Genomic DNA, 23,791 nt, shown 5'->3' with positions numbered 1-23,791 from the left:
TAATACAGGAGTAAAGGAGGCTCCGGACATGGTAGAAAAAATGAAAAAAATTAAGAAAAAGCTGCGCTCGCCCTCAGCCTTTACCGTGCTGTTTGTGGTGATTGCCTTGATGGCAGTCCTGACGTGGATTATCCCGTCTGGTGTGTACAACACAAAACCAGATCCAAATGATGCGGAAAAGACAGTGCGCATCGCTGGTACGTATAAACAGACTGATAAAGTCACTACTAAAAAAGCCGATGACGGCACCGAGACAACCACCGACTCCCGCCAGGGTTTGTGGGATGCAGCACTTGCGCCGATCAAGGGCATGAGTGAGAAGCTCGACGTCATCGTCTTTGTGTTGATCCTCGGCGGCTTCCTCGGGGTGACGATGAAAACTGGTGCGCTGGATGCGACGCTCGGTGCCATGCTACGCAAGATGAAGGGCAAGGAGAAATGGCTTATCCCAATTCTCATGACGTTCTTCGCTATCGGTGGTACCACCTACGGCATGCAGGAAGAGGCGGTGGCCTTTTATGCGCTGGTGGTGCCGATCATGATGGCGGCTGGCTACAACGCTATGACCGCGGTGATGGTGATCGTGCTCGGTGGTGGTGTTGGTGTGCTTGGCTCGACCTTGAATCCATTTTCGACTGGTATTGCTGCCAAGTCGGCTGACGTGCCGCTCGGTAATGTGTTGGGCCTCCAATCAATAATTTTGCTGCTCTGTTTGGTCGCGGCTATCGTGTTCACTATGCGATATGCCTCAAAGGTAAAAGCTGGTAAGTATAAAGACGATGTTCGGTATAAGCCAGCCACCACCGCACTTGATATGAGCAACGTGCCAGAGTTTACCGGTCCGCGTAAAGCAGTGATGGCGGTCTTTGGCGTCACCTTCCTATTGATGATCATCTCGCTGATCCCGTGGGGCAACTGGGGGATCACGCTGTTCGCCGATATCCATAAATGGTTTGCAGAGCTACCGGTCGTTGGTGCTATCTTGGGTCTTGATCATGTCTTGCCATTTGGTGAGTGGTACTTCAACGAAATCTCGACCCTGTTCCTGTTGTCAACCTTAGTCATCGCAGCGATCTATTATCGCCAATTCAAGAAAGAAGAAGTCTTCGTTGTTGACACCTTCCTCAAAGGTACAGCCGATCTACTGAGTGTGGCACTGATCATTGCGGTGGCAGCCGGTGTCGGCGTGGTGATGCAGAATGGTGCGATCCAAGACACGATCATTAGCTGGGGTGAATCTGCACTGAAGGGCGCGGGTAGTTTCGTCGGTGTTCTCGCCTACATCTTCTACTTGCCGATGAGCTTTATCATTCCGTCGTCATCAGGTCTAGCGGCAGCGACTATGCCAGTTATCGCGCCGGTGGCTGACCTAGTCGGCTCCAGCAAGGAGATCATCGTTGTCGCATTTGCAACAGCATCGGGTCTGTTGAATATGATGGCCCCAACCATCGCTTCGTTGATGGGCGGTCTGGCCCTAGCCGGCGTGTCGTACCGTGCATGGTTGAAGCGCTCAATGCCAATCATGGTGGTCTTTGCGATAATTAGCCTCGTAGCTATCATGGTATACGGAGCCATCGCCTAATGAATCAGCAGCGAACCATTGTCGTCGCACTGGGAGGTAACGCCCTGCAAAAGCAGGGCGAGGCCTCGTCCCAAGCACAGCAGCGAGTGGCTGACGAGACAATCGCCCAGCTCCTGCCGCTGATTCAAGCTGGCCACCGCGTAGCCATTGTCCACGGCAATGGCCCGCAGGTCGGCAACATTGTCCTACACGAGGAAGCAATTAACACTGAGGCGGTGCCGAGCTTACCGTTGGAGGATTCTGGTGCGATGAGCCAGGGCCTCATTGGTTTTTGGCTGCAGCAAGCGATCCACGATGCACTGGCAACTCGCGGTGTGCATGATAAGTATGCAGTGAGCATCGTTACCCAGACGGTGGTTGATCAGGCTGATCCGGCATTTCAAAATCCGACCAAGCCGATCGGGCCATTCTACTCAGAAGAAGAGGCCAAGAAGGTACAGGCCGAGCGCGGTTATACGGTGCGCGAGGACTCGGGTCGTGGCTGGCGGCGCGTTGTGCCATCACCAAAGCCTCAGGAAATTGTTGAGGCTCCCGTCATCAAGGCGCTGGTTGACGCCGGCGTACTGGTGGTCTCGACTGGCGGCGGCGGTATTCCGGTGCTGCGTGATGCATCGGGCCAATTGAGCGGTGTAGCGGCGGTGATCGACAAGGATTTTGGAGCTGCCAAGCTGGCGGACACACTCGGAGCGGACACACTGCTAATCCTGACGTCGGTTGACGCAGCTAAGGTCAATTTTGGTCAGCCAACGGAGCAGGCGCTTGGTGAAGTATCAGCCGAGGAGCTGCAGCAGCATATTGATGCTGGGCAATTTGCGGCTGGTTCAATGCTACCGAAAATCCAAGCGGCACTGAGTTTTGTGGCCGGCGCTTCGGGGCGTACGGCGATCATTACCTCGCTGGAAAAAACTGCTGACGCTATCAACGGTGCTGCTGGTACGCGCATCAAGAGTTAGCTCTCATATAAATAAACACTCAAAACCACCAGTCGGATAGCAGCTCGGCTGGTGGTTTTTGATGACGGTCCCCGCAAGATTATTGTCATCTAACCGGTACCAAAATATCTCAAATAGGCTATACTGAATACATGATAGAATACCTGCATTCAACAGGCGAGGCGATCGCACCGATTCAGACACTGCGTAGCGGCAGCTGGCTGCGCTGCGAGCGGCCAACCGAAGAGGAGGTGTCCGAGCTGCTGACGCTGGGGATGGATGAGGATATGATTAGTGACGCACTCGACCCGCACGAGGTACCGCGTATTGAGTTTGACGATGAGTGGACGTACTTAATCGCCCGGCTACCGGATACGGATGATGATTTTAATGATTTTACCACGCCAATTTTGTTTGGCATTCACAAAGAGTATGTGGTGACATTGTCGCGCGATAGCTTGGGTCGGCTGTGGCAGCCGTTTATCGATAAGACACGGGTGCGGACGTCGCGGCGGATTGAACTGGTGGTGGCGATGATCGAGGCGGTATCAAGTCAATACCAGCGGCGGGTGGCGACGATCAATCGTCAGATGCGGGCGGCGACTGACGATATTCACACCTTGCGGGCGCGCGATATCGTCACCTTGACCGAGTATGAGCGCAAGTTAAATGACTACCTGGATGCCTTGCTGCCGATGAACTGGGCGATTGAGCGGTTGATCGCCAATCGCAGCTTGCGACTCAAGGACGACGACAAGGATGACGTCGAAGATATTTCCATCGACCTCGAGCAGGTGATTAGCCGTTGTAAATCGCTGCTGCGAACCATCACCAATGTGCGTGATAGCTACCGGGCGGTGATGGATACCCGACTGAATGAGACGATTCGGTTGCTGACAGTGATCACGGTGGCGCTGACTATTCCAACCATGGTGGCCGGGCTGTATGGCATGAATGTGCCCTTGCCGGCCGCGGAGAGCCCGGTGACCTTTTGGGTGGTTATTGGCGGTAGCGCGCTAGCGGCGCTGGCGATTGGCTATTATTTTTTGAAGCGGCGTTAAAGATTCCTCGGGCGGGATAGCGCTTGTGCTTGCCGTTATTTTCGGGTATAATAAAGCGACATGGACATCAAGAAACTGATTCACTTTTTTAAGGATAAATTAGCGCAGCTACCGGCTATGCGCGAGCTGCACGATCCTGAGAATTCGCGGTTCGTTGCCTGGTGGAGTGAGGTGATGGCGACCGGTGAGGAAATGGGCGATGCCTATATGCACCGAGTGATGCGGATCGAGTTTTTGCCGGCGATCGTTTCCGAGGGCGGGGATAATTCTGAGGAATTCACCCAGGCCTATCAACGCGGCATGGACGAAGCCGAGGCCTTGATGCGGGCAACCATTGAAGGCCTGGAAAACCTCCAACGCAAAGCCGAAGCCGCCAAGCGCAGTCCCAAGCATGCGCACGAAGTGGTCTCGCCTTACGTTGCTCTCAGCGACGAGCAGGTCAAGCAAGTCACTCAGGCAATGCGCCTCAATCGGTATGATGGCCAGACGCAGCGGACAGTCAAGCGCCTCCTTGAGGAGCTCAAAAATGGTGGCACAAACAAGGACGCTATCGTTGACTCCGTAACGTGGCTGGCCGAGCAGCAGCCCGACGCACTGGTGGCGTTTTTGCTAGCGGCAAGTCACGCGGCGTAATGCGGCTACTCGGTTAGGCAGCGGCGATCCCGCATCAGACGGGCGAGGCTTACTCTGCTAGCACGCCATACCCCAGCAGTCCATCGTAGCGCTTATCGCGGTTGACGAACACGCGGATGCGGTTCATCTCGTTACCGCCAACAGTGGTTAGAACGCCGTCGTTATTTTTGAGGACGATATTCGTATGGTCGCCAAACACCGGTGAATTGCGGTAAATTGCCACGTCACCAGCACGCGGTTGATAGCCGGAATTAGCAGGTTTGAAGCGACCGGCCGCTTCGTAATATTCGCGTAAGGTAAACGTTCCCGGGATGCGCCAGCCGCCAGTATGTGGATTTTTCAGCGGCGCGCCCGCCTGCTGCATGATCCAGCTCACAAAATCGGCGCACCACGCTTCACGGACGCCTTGGCTGAACTTGGTGCCGGCGGATTGTGCTTCGAATTCGGTTTTGGCGAGGCTAATAATTTTTTGCCGAGTCATATGTAAATTTGTGGTATCAATTTGCGGGAATGTCGCCTCGCCGCGTGATGAATCAATACTGCCGGCCACCCTCAGCGAGTGAAGTTTATGAGTAATTTTTGGCCAATACAGCGCGCCGAGGCTGATACAAACAGCCGTCAGCGGTACTAGCACCAACGCGAACACATACCGTTTCTTGAGGCGACTGCGCGGCCGCGTGATGGAGAGCTGGGGCTTCTTTGGCATATGGTTAGTATAATGGCATCGTGTCGGTTTGGCTAGCCCTCTCGGGTTGCATACCCCACGCAGAGTGCTATAATGACTAACTAAAGATAGGCTGGCGGGGAGTCATTCTATCGCTAAGGTATGCGGTGCTAAAACAGAGCACGGAAAGGAGTTTGTATGGCTCAACCCGAACCAATCATAACAGTTGACCAACTCGTCAAGACTTACGATGGCAAGAATGTCGTCGATAGCGTGTCGTTTGAGGTCCAGAAAGGCGAGATCTTTGGCATCCTCGGGCCGAATGGCGCCGGCAAGACGACGACGCTAGAGATGCTGGAGGCGCTCCGGCCGATTGACGGCGGTACGGCGACTATCGACGGAATTGATGTTGCCAAGCAGCCGAAGCACATTAAAACCATCATCGGCATCCAGCTACAATCGACAACGTTTTACGACAAGCTGACCTTGCGTGAACAATTGAAAATGTTTGCCAGCCTGTACGGACAAACGGTCGACGCCGACGCGCTGCTGGCCAAGGTGCAATTGACCGATAAAGCCAAAAGCTATGTCGAGCAGCTCTCAGGCGGGCAAAAGCAGCGCTTCGCCATCGCTTCGACGCTGGTCAACAATCCGACAGTGCTGTTCCTCGATGAGCCGACGACTGGGCTGGACCCGCAGGCGCGCCGCAATCTCTGGGATTTGATCAAAGAAATCCGCGACGAAGGCATTACCATCGTGCTGACGACGCATTATATGGACGAGGCTGAACTGCTGTGCGACCGCTTGGCGATTATGGATAATGGTAAAATCATCACCATTGATACGCCGCATAATCTGATCCAGCAACTACTGGCGCGCGGTTTCAAGAAAAAGCAAGTTGTCGAGCAAGCGAACCTAGAGGACGTATTTATTGACTTAACAGGAAAGGCTATTCGGGATTAGTATGAAAAAATATTGGACTGGTGTATTCGGGCAAGTACGCGCTCAGCAAAAACGTTTCATCCGCGATAAAATGTCGCTGTTCTTTACCTTCTTGTTTCCGTTGCTATTCTTGTTTATATTTGGCTCAATCTTTAAGGATCAATCAACCAGCTTTAATGTGGCGATTATCAATAATTCACAAACAGAATTTGCGAAAAATTTTGTCGATAGCGCCAAGGGAAACGCTAAAGATTCGGTTCTCAAGATCAAAGATGTCAAGGATATGGACGATGCCCGTGAGAAGCTCAAGCGCTCGGAGCTGAACGGCATCATTGAACTACCGAGTGGTTTTGGCGAAGTAAAGGGAGAGGGCAATAATGCCAAGCCAGCCGGTACGATCAATGTGCTGTACGGCAAGGGATCGGAGCAGACTGGTAGTGCGCTGACGGCAGTGATGGGTCAGGTTGCTAATGAGATCAATAAGCACCTGGGCCAGCCGGAAGCACCAATTAAAGCCGCCGGTAAAGCAGTTGGCGATGAGCAGTTGAAGTCGTTTGACTATACCTTCACTGGTCTGCTTGCCTTTAGCTTGATGAGCATGGGTATCTTTGGCCTGGCTAATCAAATGCCGGCTGAAAAGCAGCGCGGCTCGTACCGTCGGCTACGGGCGGCACCATTTACCTCGGGTCAGCTGATTATCTCGATGGCGATTCATTATGTCATCATCTCGCTGTTGAGCCTCGTCATGATGGTGATTGTCGGTACATTCGTATTCCAATTTAATATGCGTGGCGATTGGGGGCTCTTCGTTCTCATGGCGGTGCTGGCGGCCTTTATGATGGTGGGCCTAGGTCTATTAATTGGTGGCTGGGCAAAGAATGAAAACCAGTCGGCACCGTTAACCAACCTCGTGTCCTTCCCGATGATGTTCTTGTCTGGTGCATTTTTCCCGCTCTACATGTTCCCAGAATGGTTACGCGGTGCTTCTCAGTTCATCCCGATGACCCCGATTACGGAAGGATTTCGCTTGATCATGACTGAGCACGCCAGTTTGATCGAGGTCCTACCGCAACTTGGTGCCGTAACTGCGTGGATTCTCGTTGTTTACATTGCGGCGATCAAGCTATTTCGGTGGGAATAATCGAGTTAGGTAGTTTGAGGGTGGATGGTAGGATAGCTACCGCTCCTGCTCTTGTCCTGTTAATCCAGACTTAATTCTATGTGCTGCTAGCCACGCATCGAGTTCGGTGTAAAACTTCTCAGGATTACAACCAAAGAATTGATGTCGCAATCGCGACGAAATACGCTCATGTAGGGAATGTGGTTGGTAGATTCGCAGATGCTTGAGCGGTGCCATGGTTATCGTACTCGAAATTCCATCCCATTGAGCTATTGGTAAAATTGATACGAGTTTGTTATCAATTGATGGATCAATATTACAGACTGATCCATCAATAAATACACGAAGCATAATGTGTCGCTCGTTTCGACATTGACGTAGTTTAAGAATACGATCAGGTATTGGTAAATCCTGCCAATTAAATACGCCAATCAACAACTGGCTTGCTATGTCAACTTTTTGTAATTCTCGCTGTAAATACACACATTTTTGGTAGCAGGACCACATCCCACTATTACCACTTGTTCCGTATGGCAAGTCGCGGATCTTCTCGAATAAGATAATTGCTTTTTGAATATTCATAAGGCGAATGGTTGGGCTAATGCGCAGAGTAATATTTTCATGGTGTATAATAACACATATGAAGTGGCTTGATGATATCGTAGATCAGTTTCGAAGTGTAGATAAAGAAGTACTCGTTTCCTCGGGTGCATCGCCGTCGGGCGTGTATCATGTGGGGCATTTGCGTGAAATTGTTATCGCTGATGCCGTAGTGCGGGCGCTAAAACAAGCTGGCATTCGGGCGCGCCACGTTCACGTTTCGGATAACCTGGACGCCTTTCGTAAAGTGCCGGTTAATCTGCCGGCCAGTTACGAGCAGTACCTCGGCATGCCGCTCTGCACGGTGCCATCACCAGATGATCGGTATGATTCGTGGGGAGATTTTTGCCTGAAGCCATTTTTAGAGAGCGCCGATAAAATTGGCGTCACCATGGACGTGGTCTATGCTAGCGATAAATATCGGAGCGGGTTTTTTGTGCCGGCCATTGAGCGCTCGCTGAGCCGCATTGACAAAGCTAAATCGGCCATCCAGGAAGTGTCGGGTCGGCAGCTGGATGATCAGTGGTCGCCAATTCAAATCATGGAGCATGGTCGGCTAAAAAATCGTCGGTTCATCAGTATGGATAGCGATGCTAAAACGATCACCTATCGTAGTCATGATGACTCGGAGCGCACGGTTCGGTACGATGACGGGCAGGTAAAGCTGGACTGGCGGCTGGACTGGCCGGGGCGGTGGTGGCTGCTCGGTGTTGATGTTGAGCCGTTTGGCCGTGATCACGCCACGAAGGGCGGCTCGTATGATACCGGCAAGCGGATTGCTCGCGAGGTTTATGACATTGAGGCGCCAGTACCGGTGCCGTATGATTTTATCAATCGCACCGGTGATACCAAAAAGATGAGCGCCAGCAAAGGCACCGGCGTGAACGCGCATGATGTCGTCGATATGTTGCCACCTGAGGTGGTGCGCTATTTCATGCTCCGGTATTCGCCGGCCAAGCGTCTGTATTTTGATGAGACCGATAGCCTGGTGCGGCTGGTTGACGACTTCGCGGCGATGAAGCAGCATCCGCAAAATGAGCTCGATGAACGGCTATTATTCTTGTGCACTGACGGGCTGAGTCATCCAGCGGTCAGCTCAATTCCATTCTCGCATCTGGTCATTTCATACCAAGCGGCGTTGTGCGACACGGTAAAAACAGTAGAGATTTTGCGGCGCAGTCCAGAATACGCCCGTATCGTCGATGAGGAAGAGGCAGTGATTATCACGGAACTAGGCTATGTCAGTCGGTGGCTGGAACAGTGGGCGCCCGAGTCATTGAAGTTTCGCCTAGCGGATGAGATACATCCCGATGAGTTTTCGCCAGAACAAAAAGAATACCTGCGGCGATTAGCTGACGATATCGCCGGGGCGCCGGCTGAGGCTGATGGTAATTGGTTTCATCAAGCAATTTACACCTACAAGGAAAGCGGTTTGCTGCCGCCGCGGGAACTATTCACCACCATCTACCGTGTGCTCATTGGCAAAGATTCCGGCCCGCGTGCTGGCTGGTTCTTGTCGATCCTGCCAAGAGACTGGCTGGTTGAGCGGCTGCGACTGGTTAAGTAAGAATTTTAGCGAGGCCGGGTTGGGGCGGATTCTGTCCGCCTGGTATTTCTTGACACCCGCCGCCCGTCCGGTGTAAAATATTACACTTGGGTGCAGGATGTAAATCGTACTAAGTAGTTGAGTTGGAGAGTTCTTACACTTTATGGGCTACTGATACTTGAATAACGTGAAAGGTAACAATGCTACACGAATTATCAATCAGAAATAAATTAATTGTCATGAGCGCGGTGATGAGCGCGCTGTTTTTGGTGGCGCTGGATCAAACGATTGTCTCGACGGCGCTGGCGGCGATTGTCAAGGAATTTAATAGCTTTTCGTCGCTTGGCTTCATCGTGACTGCTTACATGTTGACCACCACGGTGACCGTGCCGCTGGCTGGTAAGTTGAGCGACATGTACGGCCGCAAGCCGCTGTTGCTCGCCGGAGTGAGTATCTTTACCATCGGCTCGCTACTGAGCGGCCTGGCGCCGACAGTCGAGTGGCTGATTGCGTGGCGGGCGCTGCAGGGCATCGGCGGCGGTATCATCACTGCGAACGCCTTTACCATTGTCGGCGACCTCTTTCCGCCAAAGGAACGTAGTAAATGGCAAGGACTGTTTGGTGCAGTCTTTGGGATGAGTTCAGTAGCCGGGCCGTTAATCGGTGGTTGGCTGACAGATGGTGTGTCGCTATTTGGCATGGTCAGTGATTGGCGCTGGACGTTCTTGATCAATGTGCCGATCGGGGTGATCGCTACCATACTCATCATTCGCTACTGCCCGCAGATCAAGCACGACCGCATGCACAAGCCCGATTACCTCGGTGCGCTGTTTATCACCATCGCTCTGGCGACGCTGGTGCTGGCGGTAGACAATACAGAGATGATCTTTAAGGGACTAATCGAGCGCGGTGTCAGCCTAGTGCTGATTCAGGGCGTGCTGCTGACGATATCAGTACTGGCGGCGCTGGGCTTTATTGTGATTGAGCGGCGAGCCAAACAGCCGATTCTGCCACTACGGTTCTTTGCTAATCGGACATATCGTTTGATCATGGCGGCGGCTGGCTTGTTTGGCGCGGCCTTTATGGGGGCAATTTTGTATCTAACACAGTTCAATCAGCAGGTGTTTGGCGCCACTGCCTCGCAGGCTGGGCTGATGCTGCTACCGATGGTAGCAGGTAGTATAACAAGCTCGATAACTATTGGTCGGCTGGTTGCTAAAACCGGTGCATATAAACGCTGGATAGTGGCTGGTTTTGGGCTAACGGCGGTCGGTGTCGCCGTGCTAACAATTCTACAGCCAGAATCGCCATATTGGCACGAAGCTATCGTGGCGGTATTTGTTGGGCTTGGATTCGGCGCGGCGATGCCAATCTTGACCTTGGCGGTGCAGAATGAGTTTACGCAGAAAGACCTCGGTGCGGCGACCTCCAGCGTGCAGCTATTTCGTGGGCTGGGCTCGACAATTGGTGCGGCAGTGTTATCGGGCGTATTAACCGCTGGTATCCTAGCACATGTCGGTGATCCGCATCAGCTGCCGTATATTCAGAGTCTGCAGCGCTCACCGGCTGCGCAGCAGATGCTGTCCGGTGAGCTGAACGCTGACGTGCTGCTGCGGCTGAATGCTCAAAAAGAGACAATCGCCAAGGCGGCAGCGCGGCTACCAGCACCGGCTCAGGCCCAGGCAAAACAGCAGTTCAGCCGGCAGCAGGATGAATTTACTAAAGTCATCCTCCATGCGTTTACCGATGGTCTGCATCAAGTATTCTTGATCAGTTCGGGGCTGATGGTTGTTGCGATGATTGCGGTAATGCCGGTCAGGGAAAAGCGACTGCGCGGCTAATTGCCAGAGTGGTGTTTTCTGGGGTATAATTTTTGCATGACGGTGGGCTACTTTGAGCGGCGATGTGTGAGTGATTCGTTAGGGCGAACGCATCAGTTTCATCGTGGTGTCTGGGCACATGTTAGCGGCACGCTGCACCCAAGCGAACTCGCCGAGCAGTTCGGCCTTGATGAAAATATTGTTCGTGACGCGGCTGATGTGCGCGAATTGCCGCGGATGGAATATAGCGGTGGTATCGAGTATGTCTTTGTGCGGCTGCCGCTCGTTCGAGACAATGCCATAAAGACTGCGCCGCTACTGGCTGCGGTGTCAAAAACCCAGTTTGTAACGATTAATCCTGCCAATAATTTTTCGCCGCAAGCTGCCGAGCCGTTTCTCACGACCACGACCGACAAGCCTGGTGCGCTCCTCGCAGCGACTATCGCTTGTGTGGTGGCTGCGTATGAGCAGCAGATCCATGACCTTGCTGGTAATATCGCTGCGGCCCGACACCGGCTGTCGCGCCACGAGGTGAAAAACGCTGACTTTATCGAGTTTGTGGCCATTGAAGATAGCCTCAATGAGTTTCATTCCAGCCTCGAGGGTTAGCGAGCGTGCTCGGCCAATTAGCGCTCAATCGCCGCGGCCTGTTCACGATGCGTGACCTCGAGGCGCTGGGTGATCTGGTACTGCACGTCAAGCAATTACTCGTCATGGTCGCCGCCAGCAGCCAGACCATCGCCAGCATCCAGAACGCCTATTCAACCATCGCCAATAATGTCCTCAACCAGCGGATGAAAGTCTTGACGGCTATCACCATTCTCCTAGCGATCCCGAATGTGTTTTATGGTATGTATGGCATGAATATTACCTTGCCGTTTCAGGGCGAGGCGTGGGCCTATCCGGTGATTACCGGGTTTACGGTGCTGCTCATCGGCATTGTATATATCTTCGCCAAGCGGCTGCGCTTGTTTTGAGGCTGGTATCAGGGGTCAGATCAGGGGTAGACCTGGCTTGACGTTCGTATCAGTCTTTGTTATCATGGCTGATGTGTCTCGCGCCGAAGCATGTCGCTGCTTATCATAAAGTGGGCAATAAAGGTCGAAGCGCGTGAGGCTGCACTAGTACAAAGGAGTACGAAACACATGCCAATAGCAATCAATGTTGTGTCGACCAGTCGGCGCAAAAAGGTCGCAGTGGATGTGGTGCCTGCCAAATGGCAAACATACATAGCACAATAAGTGCGCCTGTCCTACAAAGGGACGGCATAAAAATCACCCCACAGGCACCGGGGTGATTTTTGCATTGGGTTTGTTTCGGTCAGTGGTTTTGGCTTGAGGTTAGCTTTTTGCTTTATCAACTGCGACGCCGGCTTTTTTCAGGGCGTCTTTGACGGCGTTTTCGATAGAGCTAGCGTCACCGAGGTTAAGCTTGTTGCCATTGATGAAAAAGGTTGGTGTGCCATCAATTTGTAACTGTCGCCCGACCGCCACGTCAAAGTCAATTTTCTTCGTGACAGCACCGGAGGCTAGGTCAGCATTGAATTTATCGACATTCAGGCCCAGCTGCTTGGCGTAGCCACTGAAGACGTCGGTGCGTTCTTTGGCGCGGGCATTACTCCACGCACCTTGGTTGGTGTAGAGTAGGTCGTGCATTTCCCAGAACTTACCCTGCAGCCCAGCTGCTTCGGCGACCGCCGCCGCCGCTCGGGCGTTTGGATGGAGCGACGGGATCGGATAATTACGAAAGACCAGCGCGACGTGATCCTTGTATTTCTCGGCCACGCGCTTGGCTTCTGGTGCGGCAGTGCGGCAGCCCGGGCACTGGTAGTCACCGTATTCAATCATCACAACTTTGCCATTAGTGTTGCCGATAGTGTGCTCACCGATGTCGCCAGTGCGTGCTTCGGCCGGCATAACGCGCAGGGCGGCGTCGCGCGAGATATCACTGACATTCAAGCGATTCTGTGTTGACAGATAAATCATACCACCGACGACAGCCGCGACAACGATTGCAAAGATAGCCCAGGTTTTTCCGTTCATAGTTCCTCCAAATTAACTCTGGCTATTATAGCATAAAAAGTATACAATGAACAGCATGAGCGATATTTTGCTAGGAATTTTGTATGTGATGGTGCTGATAGTGCTCGTAATGGTCATGGGCGTCCATCCGCAGGCCTCGTCACATAGCAAGTTCGAGCTGCAGCGGCGAGCACGTCGCGGTGATCAGGATGCGCAACATTTGTTAAAGCGACATGCACTGATGCGGGATATTTTCTCATTGCAGCGGGTGATTGCGGCGGTGCTGCTGGTGACACTCAGTGTCATCGGTGTGGAGTTGTTTCATTGGCTACTGGGTATTATTATCTCGCTAGTGATCGCATTGGAGATAGGAGCAGTGGCGCGGATTTCATTATGGCAACAATATTCTCAGCGGCTTTACGAGCGGTATGAGGGGCGAATTTTGGCGCTGATCGAGAAGTTTCCGACGTTGTTTGCGATGATTCGCTCGGTGGCGCCGATGCCCAATGACGGCTATGATATTGAGTCAAAAGAAGAGCTCGTCGCCATGGTCGAGCAGGCGGGTGAGGCGCTTAGCGAGGATGAGAAAAAGATGGTCATCGGCGTGCTGTCGTTTGATACGGTGCCGGTCAAGGAAGTGATGACGCCGTGTAGCGTGATTGATACAGTGGATCATGACGAGGTACTAGGCCCCCTGGTGCTGGACGCGCTGCACAAGACCGGACATAGCCGCTTCCCGGTGACGAAGGGTGATATTGATCATGTGGTAGGGATGCTATACATTCAGGACCTACTGACAATTAATCGTTCATCAACGAGCAGGCGAGTGCGAGCGGTCATGGAGAAAAAGGTGTATTATATCCGCGAGGATCAGACATTGCAGCACGCGCTGGCGGCGTTTTTGCGAGTGCGGCATCACTTGTTCATCGTGGTGAATGAGTTTCGCGAGACGGTTGGTATCGTCAGCCTGGAGGATGTGATGGAGCGGATGCTGGGGCATAAGATCATTGACGAGTTTGATGCGCACGAGGATCTGCGGCGGGTGGCGCAGCGTAATCCACGCCATAACAATCGGACAAAACATGCCCGTGACGTCGCATAATCCGGCCGATATGCTATACTAGAACTAATGAATCCGAACCAGACTAACCCTGAGCCTGACTATACCCAGCCGGTTGCGTATGATTCTGACGGTCGGCCGTTGTATCATCATCCGCCGGCTGCTGTGACACCGCCACCGGTGACGACCGCGCCACCGATTGAGCCACAGCCAACCTCGCACGTCACCATCCAGCCAGAGATGATTGAGGGGCAAAACTTCAATCCACAGATTCGTGCCCAATACGCTAACGAACCAAATGTTGTTCATGCTGCGCGGCCGCTTGAGCCGACCGTTCCCGCAGTCAGCCCAGAGACCAAGGCGCGCCACGACCAGTCCGTTCGTGATTATCCGCAGCTCAATCTCAGCGAGGGCGAGTATGTCATCCTCGACATCAAGCGCCACCCGATCGGCATGGTCATTCCTACAGCCATCACTCTCCTGTTGGTCGTGGTGCTGCTGGTATTTGCGGCCTCGTTCTCGTCGCTGACCGCTAATATTCCGCTGTTTCCGGCGGTGAATCCGGGAGCGGTGCTGGGTATTGCGCTGCTGCTCGTTGCCTTGGTGGTGCTGGGCGGTGCGATCACCCTGTGGGTGTATCTACAGAATCACTTTTTCATGACTAATGAAAGCGTCATCCAGGAAATCCAACAGAGCCTCTTCGTTCGTCATGAACAGACAGTGAGTCTCGGCAGCATTGAGGACGCCAGCTTTTTCCAGGCCGGCATCGCCCAGACGATCTTTAACTACGGCACGATTCGCCTCAGTACTGAGGGTGAGGAGACAACTTATATTTTTCACTACGTGGCCAATCCCAAGCACCAAGTGGCCATCCTCAACAACGCCATCGAGGCCTTCAAGAACGGTCGGCCCGTCTGCTACGATTAGTTTGACTATAATTTAGCTATTTGTGGCGGCTGTCTTTGACGAAATCCGCCTCGCCATCAAGCGTGGCTCTGAGCGAATATGATTTGCACTTACCGCTTTGGCAATTAGTCGGCTCGTAGCGATAGGCGCTGCCATTGTCGCCCAGCTTTTTACCATTCGGATCTGTGAGTAGCTCCTTGTCCATGGTTGGCAGTGTCTCGTCGGTAATTTTTTCTGGATAAGAGCCGTGCTGTTTGTAATAGGCTTCTTCGAGGCTGTAATGCACGGCATTAATGGCGGTTTTTTTCCGGTCGTTTTGGTGCTCGCGTTGGATTGTCACTAGCTGGGTGAACGCCACTGCTGTGGCCACGCCGAGAAATATAATCGCTGCCAGTACCTCAATGACCGTAAAGCCTGCTTGTCGTTTCATGTGTTCATTATAGCAAAGTTTCACCACTCGTGGTAGGTGCTTGATTTATGGTATACTATACAACATAAGATAACGGAGGGAGAGGTATGGCTAGCGCAGCGAAAACCGATAATAAACACCAAACAGACGCCGCAACTGGCACGGCTCAGGCGCCAGAAAAAAAGATTGATAATGGTAAATTAAAGGCATTGGGCCTGGCCATGGATCAGATCACCAAGCAGTTTGGTGATGGTTCGATCATGAAACTCGGCGAGGCGCACAAAGTTGACGTTGAAGTGATCCCATCGGGTTCGTTGAGCCTTGATTTGGCGCTAGGCGGCGGCTATCCAAAGGGTCGCATCATTGAGATTTACGGCCCAGAGTCTAGCGGTAAAACAACCTTGACGCTACATGCTATTGCTGAAATCCAAAAGCAGGGCGGCACGGCAGCGTTCATCGACGCTGAGCATGCGCTTGACCCGAGCTATGCCAAGCGGTTGGGCGTGGACACCGAAAATCTACTAGTGTCGCAGCCAGACAACGGTGAGCAGGCATTGGAGATTACCGAAACATTGGTGCGCTCAAACGCGGTGGATCTGATTGTGGTGGACTCGGTGGCAGCACTGACGCCGCAAGCGGAAATTGACGGCGATATGGGTGATTCGCACATGGGGCTGCAGGCACGGCTGATGAGCCAGGCGCTGCGCAAATTGACTGGTATCATCAACAAGTCGAAAGCGACGGTGATTTTCATCAACCAGATTCGCATGAAGATTGGCGTGATGTTTGGTAATCCGGAGACGACGACGGGTGGTAACGCGCTGAAGTTTTATGCCTCGCAGCGGGTGGATATTCGCCGGATCGGGCAGATCAAGGTTGGCGATGATATCCTCGGTAACCGCACTAAGATCAAGGTGGTGAAAAATAAGATTGCGCCGCCATTCCGCATTGCTGAGTTTGATATTATGTATAACGAAGGCATCTCTAAAACTGGTGATATTCTGGATTTGGCAGCTACACATGGTATCATAGAAAAGTCAGGTGCCTTTTACAAGTATAACGGCGAGACCATTGGCCAGGGCCGCGACAAGACAAAATTGTATCTGAAAGAACATCCTGAGGTTTTAGCAGAAATTACTCAGAAGGTTCGCGATAACGTAAAAGAAGGAGAAAACTAATGCGCGCAGCAGAAACCGCATATCCAGTCGAAAAACATATGGCGTCAGTCAGCCTCGTCTTTGATGATAAGCAGAATGCATATCTTCGAGAGCTGTCAGAAAAAATGAACCTTGACTTTGGTGAGTTTATCCCACACGTGACACTGATTAACGTGACCGAGCAGGATATGCCACGCCTCAAGGCGGCCGCTGCGGCACTGCCGGTCCTCGGGAGGCTGGCACTTGATGGAGTTAACTTCTTGCCAGATAAAGCAGGCAACTGTGTTTGGGTGGAGCTGCGCACGCAGAAAACTGCCTGGATGGTTGAGGCGCGTCAGCAATTACTCGCGGCACTGGATGGTATTCACCCAGGGCTGGATGTTGATGGGTTCCGCCCGCACATCACGCTTGGTTGTGTCGAGGCTGGTACGCTGGACGACGTTAATATGAGCGCTATCCCAGGGCAACTACCGGTCATCACTGAGCCGCGTGCCGCTGCTTGCTATAACGGCGTGCATGGTAAGGTTGTCGAGGTAGTCGAGTAGCCTCTGCCAGTAGCGAGCCCACCGTCTTCGCGGTATAATAGCTTCATGAAAATCACTGACATCTCTCTCCAAACTCGCGATAAAAACCGCGTTAATGTTAGTGTTGACGGCAAATACCGCTTTAGCCTCGATGTCTTTCAGGTGGGCGAGCTGGGGCTGAAGGTCGGGCGCGAATATACTGACGACGAATTGACAGCACTAGAGGACGAGAGCCAGTTTGGTAAGTTGTACGCCCGCGCCATGGAGTATTGCTTGGCGCGGCCGCGCTCGGTTAAAGAAATGCGCGATTATCTGTGGCGTAAAACCAGGCCGACTAAGAAACGCTCGCCAAAGACTGGCAAAATTACCGAGCGTCCAGGCGTGAAGCCGGAAATTACCGAGCGGGTGCTGGCGCGGCTGATCGAGAAACAGTACCTCGATGATGAGAAGTTTGCCCGCTTTTGGCTGGAGCATCGATTCTTGCAAAAAGGCACGAGTGTCAGGCGGCTCAAATTGGAACTAGCGCAAAAGGGAATTGACCGCGAGACGATAGAGCAACTAATCAGCGAAAATATCCGCTCAGACGACGAGGAGCTGCGAAAAATTATCGCTAAAAAACGCTATAAATACGCTGGTGATCAGCAAAAGTTCATGGCGTATCTAGCGCGTCAAGGATTTTCATATGATGATATCCGGGCGGCGCTTGGTGGTGAGTCTGACGAGTAGGCGAACCGTGATCAGGCGCTGCGGCCTAACTGCTCGCGCAGCCACCCGTCGATTGTTCCGGCACCCATACCGAGTACCAGCGCACCGCGCGCTCGTTGCTGTTCAATCGTGTGCCACAACGCCTCATCCAGCTGTGCGAGATGTACCTTGTCCGTCGTCAATTGGCGCGTCAATTCCTCCGGCATCAGCACCGGCAGGTTCGGGTCTTCGCGGGTCAAGTACGTCGGCAGCCAATATATCTCGCTGGCATGGGTAAAAATCTCATCAGTGTAGCGCTCACGAACCTCGTGCTGGCGAATATTTTGGTGTGGCTGGTAGACGAGCACCACGCGGTCGTTTAGCTCATGCGCCAGCTGTAGCGTAGCGGCAATCTCCGATGGGTGATGACCATAGTCGGTGTAGAGATTGTCAGCCAACTTCTCGAAGCGCCGGCCCGTACCCGGAAAAGTATTGAGCGCCGTGATAATCGCCTCAGCCTCAATCTCAAGGGCAGCCGCCTCTCGCACCAGCATCGCTGCCCGTGCTGCCAGCGTGCCGTTACGCCGGTTGTGTTCGCCAGCCAGCGTTATCTGGGGATCAGTTTGTTCGAGTACCATAACATTGGCCGGAGTAAACACGTCAGCGTCCTCGCGCCACGTGATCACCCGCGTCGACTGCTCGCCAAATTGCCGAAACGCCGCTCGGTAATCATCTGGCGTCGGAAAGGTATCGGGATGGTCATAATCAACTGAGGTAATGAGGCTCAGCCACGGCGAAAAGTGGAGGAAATTGCGGTCAAATTCATCGCATTCGTACACCAGAAACTGACTGGCCGGATCAAACCGACCGCTTGGGCCAAAACTAAGCGTCGAGCCAACCAAGTAGCTCACCGGCACGCCAAGCTGCTGCAACGTCCACACCAGCATACCGGTCGTCGTCGTCTTGCCATGCGTACCGGTGACAGCGATGAGCTTGAGCTGCTTGTCGGTGATAATCTGAGCGAGTAGCTCGTCACGCTTGCTGGTGCGAATCCCTAGCTGCCTCGCTAGTACCAACTCTGGATGATCCGCCGGCAGGGCCGCCGTATACACGAACCAGTCAAAGGGAGACTGCTGATGTTCGCTATGTAAAAACTCGCCTGACTGGTCAAACGACACGGTAATTCCATCCTGTCTGAGCGCTTCCGTCATCAAGCCGGCCGCTCGGTCAGAGCCACAGACCTCGTGTCCAGCGCCGATGGCCATTTCTGCCAGTGGCCCGATCGCCACGCCACCAATTCCCGAAAAATAAATCCTCATAGCGTCATTATACCACTGACACTGGCCCCGTGTCGCATTCGCCCACTATCTTTGGTATAATGGACTTGAGAAAGGTGGGGGAATGGCAGATAAGCGAGGCACGCGTCGGGCGATCCGGCGGCTAGAAGAAATCAAGACATGGCAGCTAGTCATTTTGCTGGTGATGGCGTCGTTTGTCAGCGCGACATTCCTCAGGCTAAATAATATTGGCATGATCGAGCGCCGTGACGCCGTCATTAACACTGACAAGGAGGGCGACGAGGGGGCGCTGGAGCGGCGGGTGTATGACTTGCAGCGCTACGTGGTTGCACACATGAACGCCGACCCAGGTCGCATCGCTCTGGAGCACTCGTACAAGCGGGCTTACGAGGCAGCCTGGAAAGAGTTCGAGTCAAAGTCGGCTTCTCGATCCAGCAACGACACGGTCGCTAAAGTCCGCCAAGTCTGCGACGCCCGAGCCCAGGCTGGCGGTTGGGGACGATTTTATGCTACGGCCGACCCGCGCTACGTCAGCTGTATCAATGATGAATGGGCAAAGTACCCGGCCGCTTCGTCGCTTGACCTCAAATTTACGCCGCCTGCCACCGCGCCGTATTATCAGACATTTGTGCCGCCACTCTGGTCATCGGACTTGGCGGGCTGGTCATTGGTAGTAACAGGGGTAATTATGCTGATTATTATTGCTCGACTGGTGGCTTTGGCGGTGTTGAAATTACTCCTTCGGTACCGTCAGAAACCGCTTTAGGCTTGACAGAGGTCAACAGAGGCGCTAATCTAGAATAGTATAGTACTAACAGGAGGTATACGAATGGCTTATAAGCACACAAACTCAAAAGGCATTACATACTACTTGCATAAAACCGAAGTCACGCTGCGCGGTGGCAAAACGCAGACGATTTATTTTTTCGCCAAGGTTGAAAAGAACGCCAAGGGCGAGCCATGCGACTTGCCAGCTGATCGGATCGTTACCGAAAACCCACGCAATGGCTTTTTGACGATCAAAAAGAAGAAATAAGCACTTGCATTATACACCTCGTTACCGGTACAATGGTATCAAACAAACAGGTGCCTCAAAGACTCTCGCTCATGCGGGAGTCTTTTTGTAGTGGGGGTTGTGGCGCTGAGGTAGTATTGCTTTTATGGGCAAAATATGATATTTACTAGTTATGAGTGAACTATCGCAGACTGGTGAGCGGGGCCGTGAATTGACCGCGGAGGAGTGGAAGAAGGTTGATGAGCTTGTCGATGAAATGGGCTGGTCATATTATAAAGTGTGATTGGCACTTGGGCTTGAACCGCCGTCTGGTCAGAACGTCTCTGCGGATGAGAAGCCGCGACCTCGTCGGCGCAGTGATCTTGCAGCGTTTGATACACGCACGCAACAAGTACATGACGCATCAGGACAGGGTCCGTTAACTGAGGAACAAAAACAGACAAATAGGGATGGAATTAGGATGGTGCGCACTGCCCTCAGGAATGCACGAGCAGCTTGACGGTCGGTAGTGGGGTAAATTGACGGCACTTCTCACCCGGCTGCTTTTACGGTATAATATCGCTCATGGGGGTGTAGCTCAGCGGTTAGAGCAGCGGGCTCATAACCTGTTGGTCGCTGGTTCGATCCCAGCCACCCCCACCACGATATAATCCAAGTGAACGGAGACAGGAGATAATATGGAGGATCTGAAGCTTCCAGAGACAGATCATATTAGTGCTGGTGATGTTGGTGCTGATCCAAATAAAGCAGAGGAAAGAACCGTAATGCAGAATATCGAGGACATGTTGTACGAGGAGGATAGGCTTTATGATAGCCTGTTTCAGGCTGCAACTAGGCTGTTGAAGCAGAAACCCGATATGCACTACAAGGATTTGACTGCCGAACTCAAAAGAGAATTTCCAGAAGCGAGTATGTACCCGATCCGCTTCGCCGCTGATGATGCGCAGGAGTCTTTGAGGAAATAATTCCTGGGCATCGCGAATTTTGAAGTAGCTAAGTCGGCATATTCCAGTGAAGTTACTGGTGGGGGAAGGTCGGGGCAAGTTATTATAATATGTCGAGCAGGTTTATCATCGCCGCTGGCTGCTATGCCGACCTTCTTGGCGAAGCTTTGGATAAGGTATAGTGGGCTCAAGCACCACCCTCGGATCCTCATCTTTCTCCTTTCGGACGATGACGAGTCGCTTCCCGTCCGTCCGATCGCATTCCATTAAGTGAACGGCCGTTATGCCGATGTTGGAAAAGGTCTTTTTATTCCGTTTTTCGATAGCCCTATTTGCGCGCCATACTCGAAAAACCTTAACAAGCCAAGGAATCCCAGGTTCGTGGGCCTTGCTTTTGAGGGCTTCGATGTGCGGCAAGTTATAACTTATCCATGACTCTGCTGTTGCAGCATCACTAGTCATCGCTGCGTTCTCCTTCTTGGAGCCGTCCAGCGGATTGGGGCCAAGGGGATGTGTTTGTCCTAGGTCGAAACGCGGCAATGGCTTGAATTCTGAGCTCATATTTACTGCAAATATAAGCTAGCTGTGCAAATAAAGCAATAGCTACTCGGATCTTTGGGTGCAAGAAATGGTGTCCTTAAACTGGAGTTTTGTGCTATCAGGATTCGTAATATTATCCCTTCAGGTAACTATTCTTAAGAGCCTTGGTAAAAGCATCTATGTGAGTTAAAATCGTCTCTAGGAGAATACATAAGTCGATGCACCTGAGAACAAACTTGCAGTGGGCGGAACGCCCGTTTGGTGAGCCAGAGCGCCCGTTTAGTCGAGAACGAAGTCTCGTGGCTGCGCTCGATGTTGAGTGGACAAAGAATTTCCGGGTTCGGGGAGCATCAAAGCCGTTTTGCTACTCGTGGGCCATCATTGACCTTGCAACTTTTGATTCGTTGGAGGATCAAAGTCTGCTCGAATTTGGATTCAAGTCAGTCTATCTGGAATCAGAAGACGAGGTGCCGCGGCTTCTGGAAATGATCGAGTCAGATATCGCTTCCTCGCGGACATTATCCGGCGTGACCTTTGCGGGTCACCAACTCTGCGCCGATTTGTCAGTACTGAAACGATCGTCGCCAATTGCAATGGAACAGGTGGATTGGCTGTACGACCAGTGGAGAGAGCGGCGGCAAAACCAAGCAGTCATTGACACAAGGTACGATATCGATCGTCTGACGCCGATAGCCAGCCGGCGCCTCGTCGATGTGGCCGAGGATCTGGGGCTTGACGTGACGCAGCCAGAACTCGCGAAAGGCTCGATGACTAGGCTACACAAAACCTACCTCGAAACGCATCAGGTGGATATTTTTGAAAAGCTTGCCGTGCTCAATCTTCGCCACAGCTTATCGACGGCGCTCATTGCCGCCATATATCTCGGTGCTGCGGTGCCACGTCCCTTGAATGTTAACAACCTCCTGAGTGACCATCTGGCACATGATTTTGAGTATGTGAACTCTTCCGAGTTTGCGGAACTGGTGCACTGAGTTTACTGCGGGCGGTCGGAATGGACTGGTAATTTCGCCAGATTGCTACGAGCTGGTTCCTCCTAATTTTTAACCATCCATGCTATAATCAAGTATTATGACGGAGCATTTACAGCCAACTCAACTATCAGGACAAGAACAGCCGGTGGCGTCAGCGAGCGGAGAGCTGGAGATAGCAGTATGCAAGTGGTGTGGGCCATATCTGCGCGAGAGACGGCTCGGGAAGGAAGCTCTAAAAGCAGAGGAAGATACGACTGCTAATCAGACAGGGCGCTGTATAGAAAATGACTTGGAAGCAGAAGAGTGTCCACACAGACGCAGACAGGAGGAGGTGATCCTTATCCTACAGAAGCGAGGAGGGAGTATGCGGCTCCTCGAGTTGCTCGACTATCTCATTGGTCCAGAAGTTGGTTTCTCCGAAGATGAAGCCGTCCAAGCGTTGAACGATGATCCTCCGAAGGAGCTTGATATCAATCGCGCTACAGGTTTGGTGCAACTGCGAGAATCCGTAGCAGCCTAGTGAACGAACATTCACTCATCTTGACTAACCCCACCCGACCCCTCATAATATAGCCATACCTTCTGATAAAACCAACATGAACATACTGAAACTCAAACGATTTTGGTACCACGTGCGTCACGATTATTTGACGCTGAATAATGTTGTAGTTGCGGCGGCGGCACTGATCGCGCTGAGTTGGGCGTGGGGATCGATTGAGTCAATGCAGCGCAATTATGAACTGCAACAGATGGTCGATCAAAAAAAGTACCAGCTGACGGTCGAGAAATTGCGCACCGAGCTGCTAGCATATGAGTCAAAATATTATGAAAGTGACGAATACCTCGATCTCGCAGTGCGCCAGCGCCTGGGCCGCGGCTCGCCCGGCGAAAAATTGCTGATCGTGCCATCAACCGACGTGGCCAAGCAGCAACCGACCGCCCACAATGCGCCGCAAAAACAACCGACCAGTAACTTCCAGCAGTGGATTAATTTCCTCTTTGGCGCGCGGCGGACGAGTCAGAACTTGCAAAAATAATTCGTGTTTGCTAAGATGGACAATGTGCCGCGGGGTAGAGCAGCCTGGTAGCTCGTTTGGCTCATAACCAAAAGGTCGCAGGTTCAAATCCTGCCCCCGCAACCACGTTTCATTGATTTTTCGGCCTCATGAGTTGAGGTCGTTTTTATTTTTGATACATGTGAAGCTATGACGTAAATTGACCGCAGTGGCCTAGTTTCTGGCCTTTTTGATCTGGCCGTGTTATATTAGGACATTATGACAGAGCACTTTAATTCAGCGTCTCAACCTACCGATAAGTTGCCGGTAGACCACCAGTCGGAGG

27 protein-coding genes and 2 tRNA genes are annotated in these 23,791 nt (G+C 52.5%); 23 read left to right on the top strand and 6 right to left on the bottom strand.

Annotated features, from left to right (window positions below):
- Positions 1-28: 28 nt before the first annotated feature.
- The 4 genes from GWK76_04115 (at position 29) to GWK76_04100 (ending at position 4,208) form a co-directional block, all read left to right on the top strand.
- On the top strand, positions 29-1,582 hold the full coding sequence (locus GWK76_04115) for a YfcC family protein (GenBank protein QHU92465.1): 1,554 nt from the start codon (positions 29-31) through the stop codon (positions 1,580-1,582).
- Positions 1,582-2,535 carry a carbamate kinase gene (gene arcC / locus GWK76_04110; protein ID QHU92464.1) on the top strand — a complete coding sequence of 318 codons (954 nt, stop codon included), beginning with the start codon at positions 1,582-1,584 and terminating at the stop codon, positions 2,533-2,535. The genes GWK76_04115 and arcC overlap by 1 nt, the downstream gene beginning before the upstream one ends.
- Before the next feature lie 131 nt (positions 2,536-2,666).
- Entirely contained in the window at positions 2,667-3,575 is a 909-nt protein-coding gene (locus tag GWK76_04105; protein QHU92463.1) for a hypothetical protein, read from the top strand.
- A gap of 60 nt (positions 3,576-3,635) precedes the next feature.
- The gene (locus tag GWK76_04100; GenBank protein ID QHU92462.1) at positions 3,636-4,208 is read left to right on the top strand and encodes a hypothetical protein; all 573 of its coding nucleotides are present in this window, start codon (positions 3,636-3,638) and stop codon (positions 4,206-4,208) included.
- Between the two features lie 49 nt (positions 4,209-4,257).
- On the opposite strand, the gene GWK76_04095 is transcribed toward GWK76_04100, so the two are convergent.
- Positions 4,258-4,914, bottom strand: a complete 657-nt coding sequence (locus GWK76_04095) for a CHAP domain-containing protein (protein QHU92461.1) — start codon at positions 4,912-4,914, stop codon at positions 4,258-4,260.
- Between the two features lie 156 nt (positions 4,915-5,070).
- On the opposite strand from GWK76_04095, the gene GWK76_04090 reads away from it, so the two are divergent.
- Positions 5,071-5,835, top strand: coding sequence for an ATP-binding cassette domain-containing protein (locus GWK76_04090; GenBank protein ID QHU92460.1), 765 nt, complete (start codon positions 5,071-5,073; stop codon positions 5,833-5,835).
- A gap of 1 nt (position 5,836) precedes the next feature.
- Entirely contained in the window at positions 5,837-6,955 is a 1,119-nt protein-coding gene (locus GWK76_04085) for an ABC transporter permease (GenBank protein QHU92459.1), read from the top strand.
- Between the two features lie 36 nt (positions 6,956-6,991).
- Here the strand turns inward: GWK76_04085 and GWK76_04080 are convergent, their stop codons facing one another.
- Complete coding sequence (locus GWK76_04080) at positions 6,992-7,417, bottom strand: hypothetical protein (GenBank protein QHU92458.1); 426 nt, start codon at positions 7,415-7,417, stop codon at positions 6,992-6,994.
- 157 nt (positions 7,418-7,574) lie between these two features.
- Here GWK76_04080 and lysS point away from each other — a divergent pair, with 157 nt between their 5' ends.
- From lysS to GWK76_04060, 4 genes are all read left to right on the top strand, one after another.
- Positions 7,575-9,101 (top strand): lysine--tRNA ligase, encoded by a 1,527-nt coding sequence (gene lysS, locus GWK76_04075; GenBank protein ID QHU92457.1) that lies wholly within the window; start codon positions 7,575-7,577, stop codon positions 9,099-9,101.
- Between the two features lie 179 nt (positions 9,102-9,280).
- Positions 9,281-10,921, top strand: coding sequence for a DHA2 family efflux MFS transporter permease subunit (locus GWK76_04070; protein QHU92456.1), 1,641 nt, complete (start codon positions 9,281-9,283; stop codon positions 10,919-10,921).
- A 36-nt stretch (positions 10,922-10,957) separates the two neighbouring features.
- Positions 10,958-11,509 (top strand): hypothetical protein, encoded by a 552-nt coding sequence (locus GWK76_04065; protein ID QHU92455.1) that lies wholly within the window; start codon positions 10,958-10,960, stop codon positions 11,507-11,509.
- A gap of 5 nt (positions 11,510-11,514) precedes the next feature.
- Positions 11,515-11,877 (top strand): hypothetical protein, encoded by a 363-nt coding sequence (locus GWK76_04060; protein ID QHU92454.1) that lies wholly within the window; start codon positions 11,515-11,517, stop codon positions 11,875-11,877.
- A 363-nt stretch (positions 11,878-12,240) separates the two neighbouring features.
- On the opposite strand, the gene GWK76_04055 is transcribed toward GWK76_04060, so the two are convergent.
- A complete protein-coding gene (locus GWK76_04055; GenBank protein ID QHU92571.1) occupies positions 12,241-12,816 on the bottom strand; it encodes a thioredoxin domain-containing protein in 576 nt (191 codons plus the stop codon).
- A gap of 181 nt (positions 12,817-12,997) precedes the next feature.
- Here GWK76_04055 and GWK76_04050 point away from each other — a divergent pair, with 181 nt between their 5' ends.
- Positions 12,998-14,023, top strand: a complete 1,026-nt coding sequence (locus GWK76_04050; GenBank protein ID QHU92453.1) for a CBS domain-containing protein — start codon at positions 12,998-13,000, stop codon at positions 14,021-14,023.
- Positions 14,024-14,050: 27 nt separating this feature from the next.
- On the top strand, positions 14,051-14,908 hold the full coding sequence (locus GWK76_04045) for a hypothetical protein (protein ID QHU92452.1): 858 nt from the start codon (positions 14,051-14,053) through the stop codon (positions 14,906-14,908).
- A gap of 16 nt (positions 14,909-14,924) precedes the next feature.
- On the opposite strand, the gene GWK76_04040 is transcribed toward GWK76_04045, so the two are convergent.
- On the bottom strand, positions 14,925-15,317 hold the full coding sequence (locus tag GWK76_04040; GenBank protein ID QHU92451.1) for a hypothetical protein: 393 nt from the start codon (positions 15,315-15,317) through the stop codon (positions 14,925-14,927).
- An 86-nt stretch (positions 15,318-15,403) separates the two neighbouring features.
- On the opposite strand from GWK76_04040, the gene recA reads away from it, so the two are divergent.
- The 3 genes from recA to GWK76_04025 are packed head-to-tail and all read left to right on the top strand — an operon-like array spanning position 15,404 to position 17,703.
- Complete coding sequence (recA, locus tag GWK76_04035; protein ID QHU92450.1) at positions 15,404-16,474, top strand: recombinase RecA; 1,071 nt, start codon at positions 15,404-15,406, stop codon at positions 16,472-16,474.
- Entirely contained in the window at positions 16,474-16,998 is a 525-nt protein-coding gene (locus tag GWK76_04030) for a hypothetical protein (GenBank protein QHU92449.1), read from the top strand. Before recA ends, GWK76_04030 begins: the two co-directional genes overlap by 1 nt.
- 45 nt (positions 16,999-17,043) lie before the next feature.
- Positions 17,044-17,703: a hypothetical protein gene (locus GWK76_04025; protein ID QHU92448.1), complete on the top strand. Its 660-nt coding sequence runs from the start codon at positions 17,044-17,046 to the stop codon at positions 17,701-17,703.
- Positions 17,704-17,714: 11 nt separating this feature from the next.
- Here GWK76_04025 and GWK76_04020 read toward each other — a convergent pair whose 3' ends face one another.
- Complete coding sequence (locus GWK76_04020; protein QHU92447.1) at positions 17,715-18,980, bottom strand: hypothetical protein; 1,266 nt, start codon at positions 18,978-18,980, stop codon at positions 17,715-17,717.
- Between the two features lie 82 nt (positions 18,981-19,062).
- Here GWK76_04020 and GWK76_04015 point away from each other — a divergent pair, with 82 nt between their 5' ends.
- The 4 genes from GWK76_04015 (at position 19,063) to GWK76_04000 (ending at position 20,939) form a co-directional block, all read left to right on the top strand.
- Positions 19,063-19,725 (top strand): hypothetical protein, encoded by a 663-nt coding sequence (locus GWK76_04015; protein ID QHU92446.1) that lies wholly within the window; start codon positions 19,063-19,065, stop codon positions 19,723-19,725.
- A 63-nt stretch (positions 19,726-19,788) separates the two neighbouring features.
- Entirely contained in the window at positions 19,789-19,995 is a 207-nt protein-coding gene (locus GWK76_04010) for a hypothetical protein (GenBank protein ID QHU92445.1), read from the top strand.
- Positions 19,996-20,540: 545 nt separating this feature from the next.
- Positions 20,541-20,616 (top strand) — tRNA-Ile (locus GWK76_04005).
- Positions 20,617-20,651: 35 nt separating this feature from the next.
- The gene (locus GWK76_04000; GenBank protein QHU92444.1) at positions 20,652-20,939 is read left to right on the top strand and encodes a hypothetical protein; all 288 of its coding nucleotides are present in this window, start codon (positions 20,652-20,654) and stop codon (positions 20,937-20,939) included.
- A 105-nt stretch (positions 20,940-21,044) separates the two neighbouring features.
- On the opposite strand, the gene GWK76_03995 is transcribed toward GWK76_04000, so the two are convergent.
- The gene (locus GWK76_03995) at positions 21,045-21,380 is read right to left on the bottom strand and encodes a hypothetical protein (GenBank protein ID QHU92443.1); all 336 of its coding nucleotides are present in this window, start codon (positions 21,378-21,380) and stop codon (positions 21,045-21,047) included.
- A gap of 296 nt (positions 21,381-21,676) precedes the next feature.
- Here GWK76_03995 and GWK76_03990 point away from each other — a divergent pair, with 296 nt between their 5' ends.
- The 4 genes from GWK76_03990 (at position 21,677) to GWK76_03975 (ending at position 23,592) form a co-directional block, all read left to right on the top strand.
- Positions 21,677-22,450: a hypothetical protein gene (locus tag GWK76_03990; GenBank protein ID QHU92442.1), complete on the top strand. Its 774-nt coding sequence runs from the start codon at positions 21,677-21,679 to the stop codon at positions 22,448-22,450.
- 97 nt (positions 22,451-22,547) lie between these two features.
- Positions 22,548-22,970: a hypothetical protein gene (locus tag GWK76_03985; protein QHU92441.1), complete on the top strand. Its 423-nt coding sequence runs from the start codon at positions 22,548-22,550 to the stop codon at positions 22,968-22,970.
- Between the two features lie 76 nt (positions 22,971-23,046).
- Positions 23,047-23,487, top strand: a complete 441-nt coding sequence (locus GWK76_03980; GenBank protein ID QHU92440.1) for a hypothetical protein — start codon at positions 23,047-23,049, stop codon at positions 23,485-23,487.
- A 28-nt stretch (positions 23,488-23,515) separates the two neighbouring features.
- A tRNA-Met gene (locus tag GWK76_03975) sits at positions 23,516-23,592 on the top strand.
- The last annotated feature ends 199 nt before the right edge of the window (positions 23,593-23,791 follow it).

The sequence above is a fragment of the Candidatus Saccharibacteria bacterium oral taxon 488 genome, from assembly GCA_010202465.1.
Classification (GTDB): domain Bacteria; phylum Patescibacteriota; class Saccharimonadia; order Saccharimonadales; family Saccharimonadaceae; genus Nanosynbacter.
This window is presented reverse-complemented; position numbering and strand designations above follow the sequence as displayed.

What these genes read in the sequence shown, in the direction of transcription:
- GWK76_04050 (QHU92453.1), top strand. Translation starts at nt 12,998, where the DNA reads ATGAGCGATATTTTGCTAGGAATTTTGTATGTGATGGTGCTGATAGTG.
- GWK76_04115 (QHU92465.1), top strand. Translation starts at nt 29, where the DNA reads ATGGTAGAAAAAATGAAAAAAATTAAGAAAAAGCTGCGCTCGCCCTCA.
- GWK76_04015 (QHU92446.1), top strand. Translation starts at nt 19,063, where the DNA reads ATGGCAGATAAGCGAGGCACGCGTCGGGCGATCCGGCGGCTAGAAGAA.
- GWK76_04065 (QHU92455.1), top strand. Translation starts at nt 10,958, where the DNA reads ATGACGGTGGGCTACTTTGAGCGGCGATGTGTGAGTGATTCGTTAGGG.
- GWK76_04020 (QHU92447.1), bottom strand. Translation starts at nt 18,980, where the DNA reads ATGAGGATTTATTTTTCGGGAATTGGTGGCGTGGCGATCGGGCCACTG.
- GWK76_04010 (QHU92445.1), top strand. Translation starts at nt 19,789, where the DNA reads ATGGCTTATAAGCACACAAACTCAAAAGGCATTACATACTACTTGCAT.
- GWK76_04105 (QHU92463.1), top strand. Translation starts at nt 2,667, where the DNA reads ATGATAGAATACCTGCATTCAACAGGCGAGGCGATCGCACCGATTCAG.
- GWK76_03990 (QHU92442.1), top strand. Translation starts at nt 21,677, where the DNA reads ATGCACCTGAGAACAAACTTGCAGTGGGCGGAACGCCCGTTTGGTGAG.
- GWK76_04090 (QHU92460.1), top strand. Translation starts at nt 5,071, where the DNA reads ATGGCTCAACCCGAACCAATCATAACAGTTGACCAACTCGTCAAGACT.
- GWK76_04040 (QHU92451.1), bottom strand. Translation starts at nt 15,317, where the DNA reads ATGAAACGACAAGCAGGCTTTACGGTCATTGAGGTACTGGCAGCGATT.
- GWK76_04025 (QHU92448.1), top strand. Translation starts at nt 17,044, where the DNA reads ATGAAAATCACTGACATCTCTCTCCAAACTCGCGATAAAAACCGCGTT.
- GWK76_04000 (QHU92444.1), top strand. Translation starts at nt 20,652, where the DNA reads ATGGAGGATCTGAAGCTTCCAGAGACAGATCATATTAGTGCTGGTGAT.
- GWK76_04095 (QHU92461.1), bottom strand. Translation starts at nt 4,914, where the DNA reads ATGCCAAAGAAGCCCCAGCTCTCCATCACGCGGCCGCGCAGTCGCCTC.
- arcC (QHU92464.1), top strand. Translation starts at nt 1,582, where the DNA reads ATGAATCAGCAGCGAACCATTGTCGTCGCACTGGGAGGTAACGCCCTG.
- GWK76_04030 (QHU92449.1), top strand. Translation starts at nt 16,474, where the DNA reads ATGCGCGCAGCAGAAACCGCATATCCAGTCGAAAAACATATGGCGTCA.
- recA (QHU92450.1), top strand. Translation starts at nt 15,404, where the DNA reads ATGGCTAGCGCAGCGAAAACCGATAATAAACACCAAACAGACGCCGCA.
- GWK76_04070 (QHU92456.1), top strand. Translation starts at nt 9,281, where the DNA reads ATGCTACACGAATTATCAATCAGAAATAAATTAATTGTCATGAGCGCG.
- GWK76_04055 (QHU92571.1), bottom strand. Translation starts at nt 12,816, where the DNA reads ATGCCGGCCGAAGCACGCACTGGCGACATCGGTGAGCACACTATCGGC.
- GWK76_04100 (QHU92462.1), top strand. Translation starts at nt 3,636, where the DNA reads ATGGACATCAAGAAACTGATTCACTTTTTTAAGGATAAATTAGCGCAG.
- GWK76_04045 (QHU92452.1), top strand. Translation starts at nt 14,051, where the DNA reads ATGAATCCGAACCAGACTAACCCTGAGCCTGACTATACCCAGCCGGTT.
- GWK76_03995 (QHU92443.1), bottom strand. Translation starts at nt 21,380, where the DNA reads ATGACTAGTGATGCTGCAACAGCAGAGTCATGGATAAGTTATAACTTG.
- GWK76_03980 (QHU92440.1), top strand. Translation starts at nt 23,047, where the DNA reads ATGAACATACTGAAACTCAAACGATTTTGGTACCACGTGCGTCACGAT.
- GWK76_04085 (QHU92459.1), top strand. Translation starts at nt 5,837, where the DNA reads ATGAAAAAATATTGGACTGGTGTATTCGGGCAAGTACGCGCTCAGCAA.
- GWK76_03985 (QHU92441.1), top strand. Translation starts at nt 22,548, where the DNA reads ATGACGGAGCATTTACAGCCAACTCAACTATCAGGACAAGAACAGCCG.
- lysS (QHU92457.1), top strand. Translation starts at nt 7,575, where the DNA reads ATGAAGTGGCTTGATGATATCGTAGATCAGTTTCGAAGTGTAGATAAA.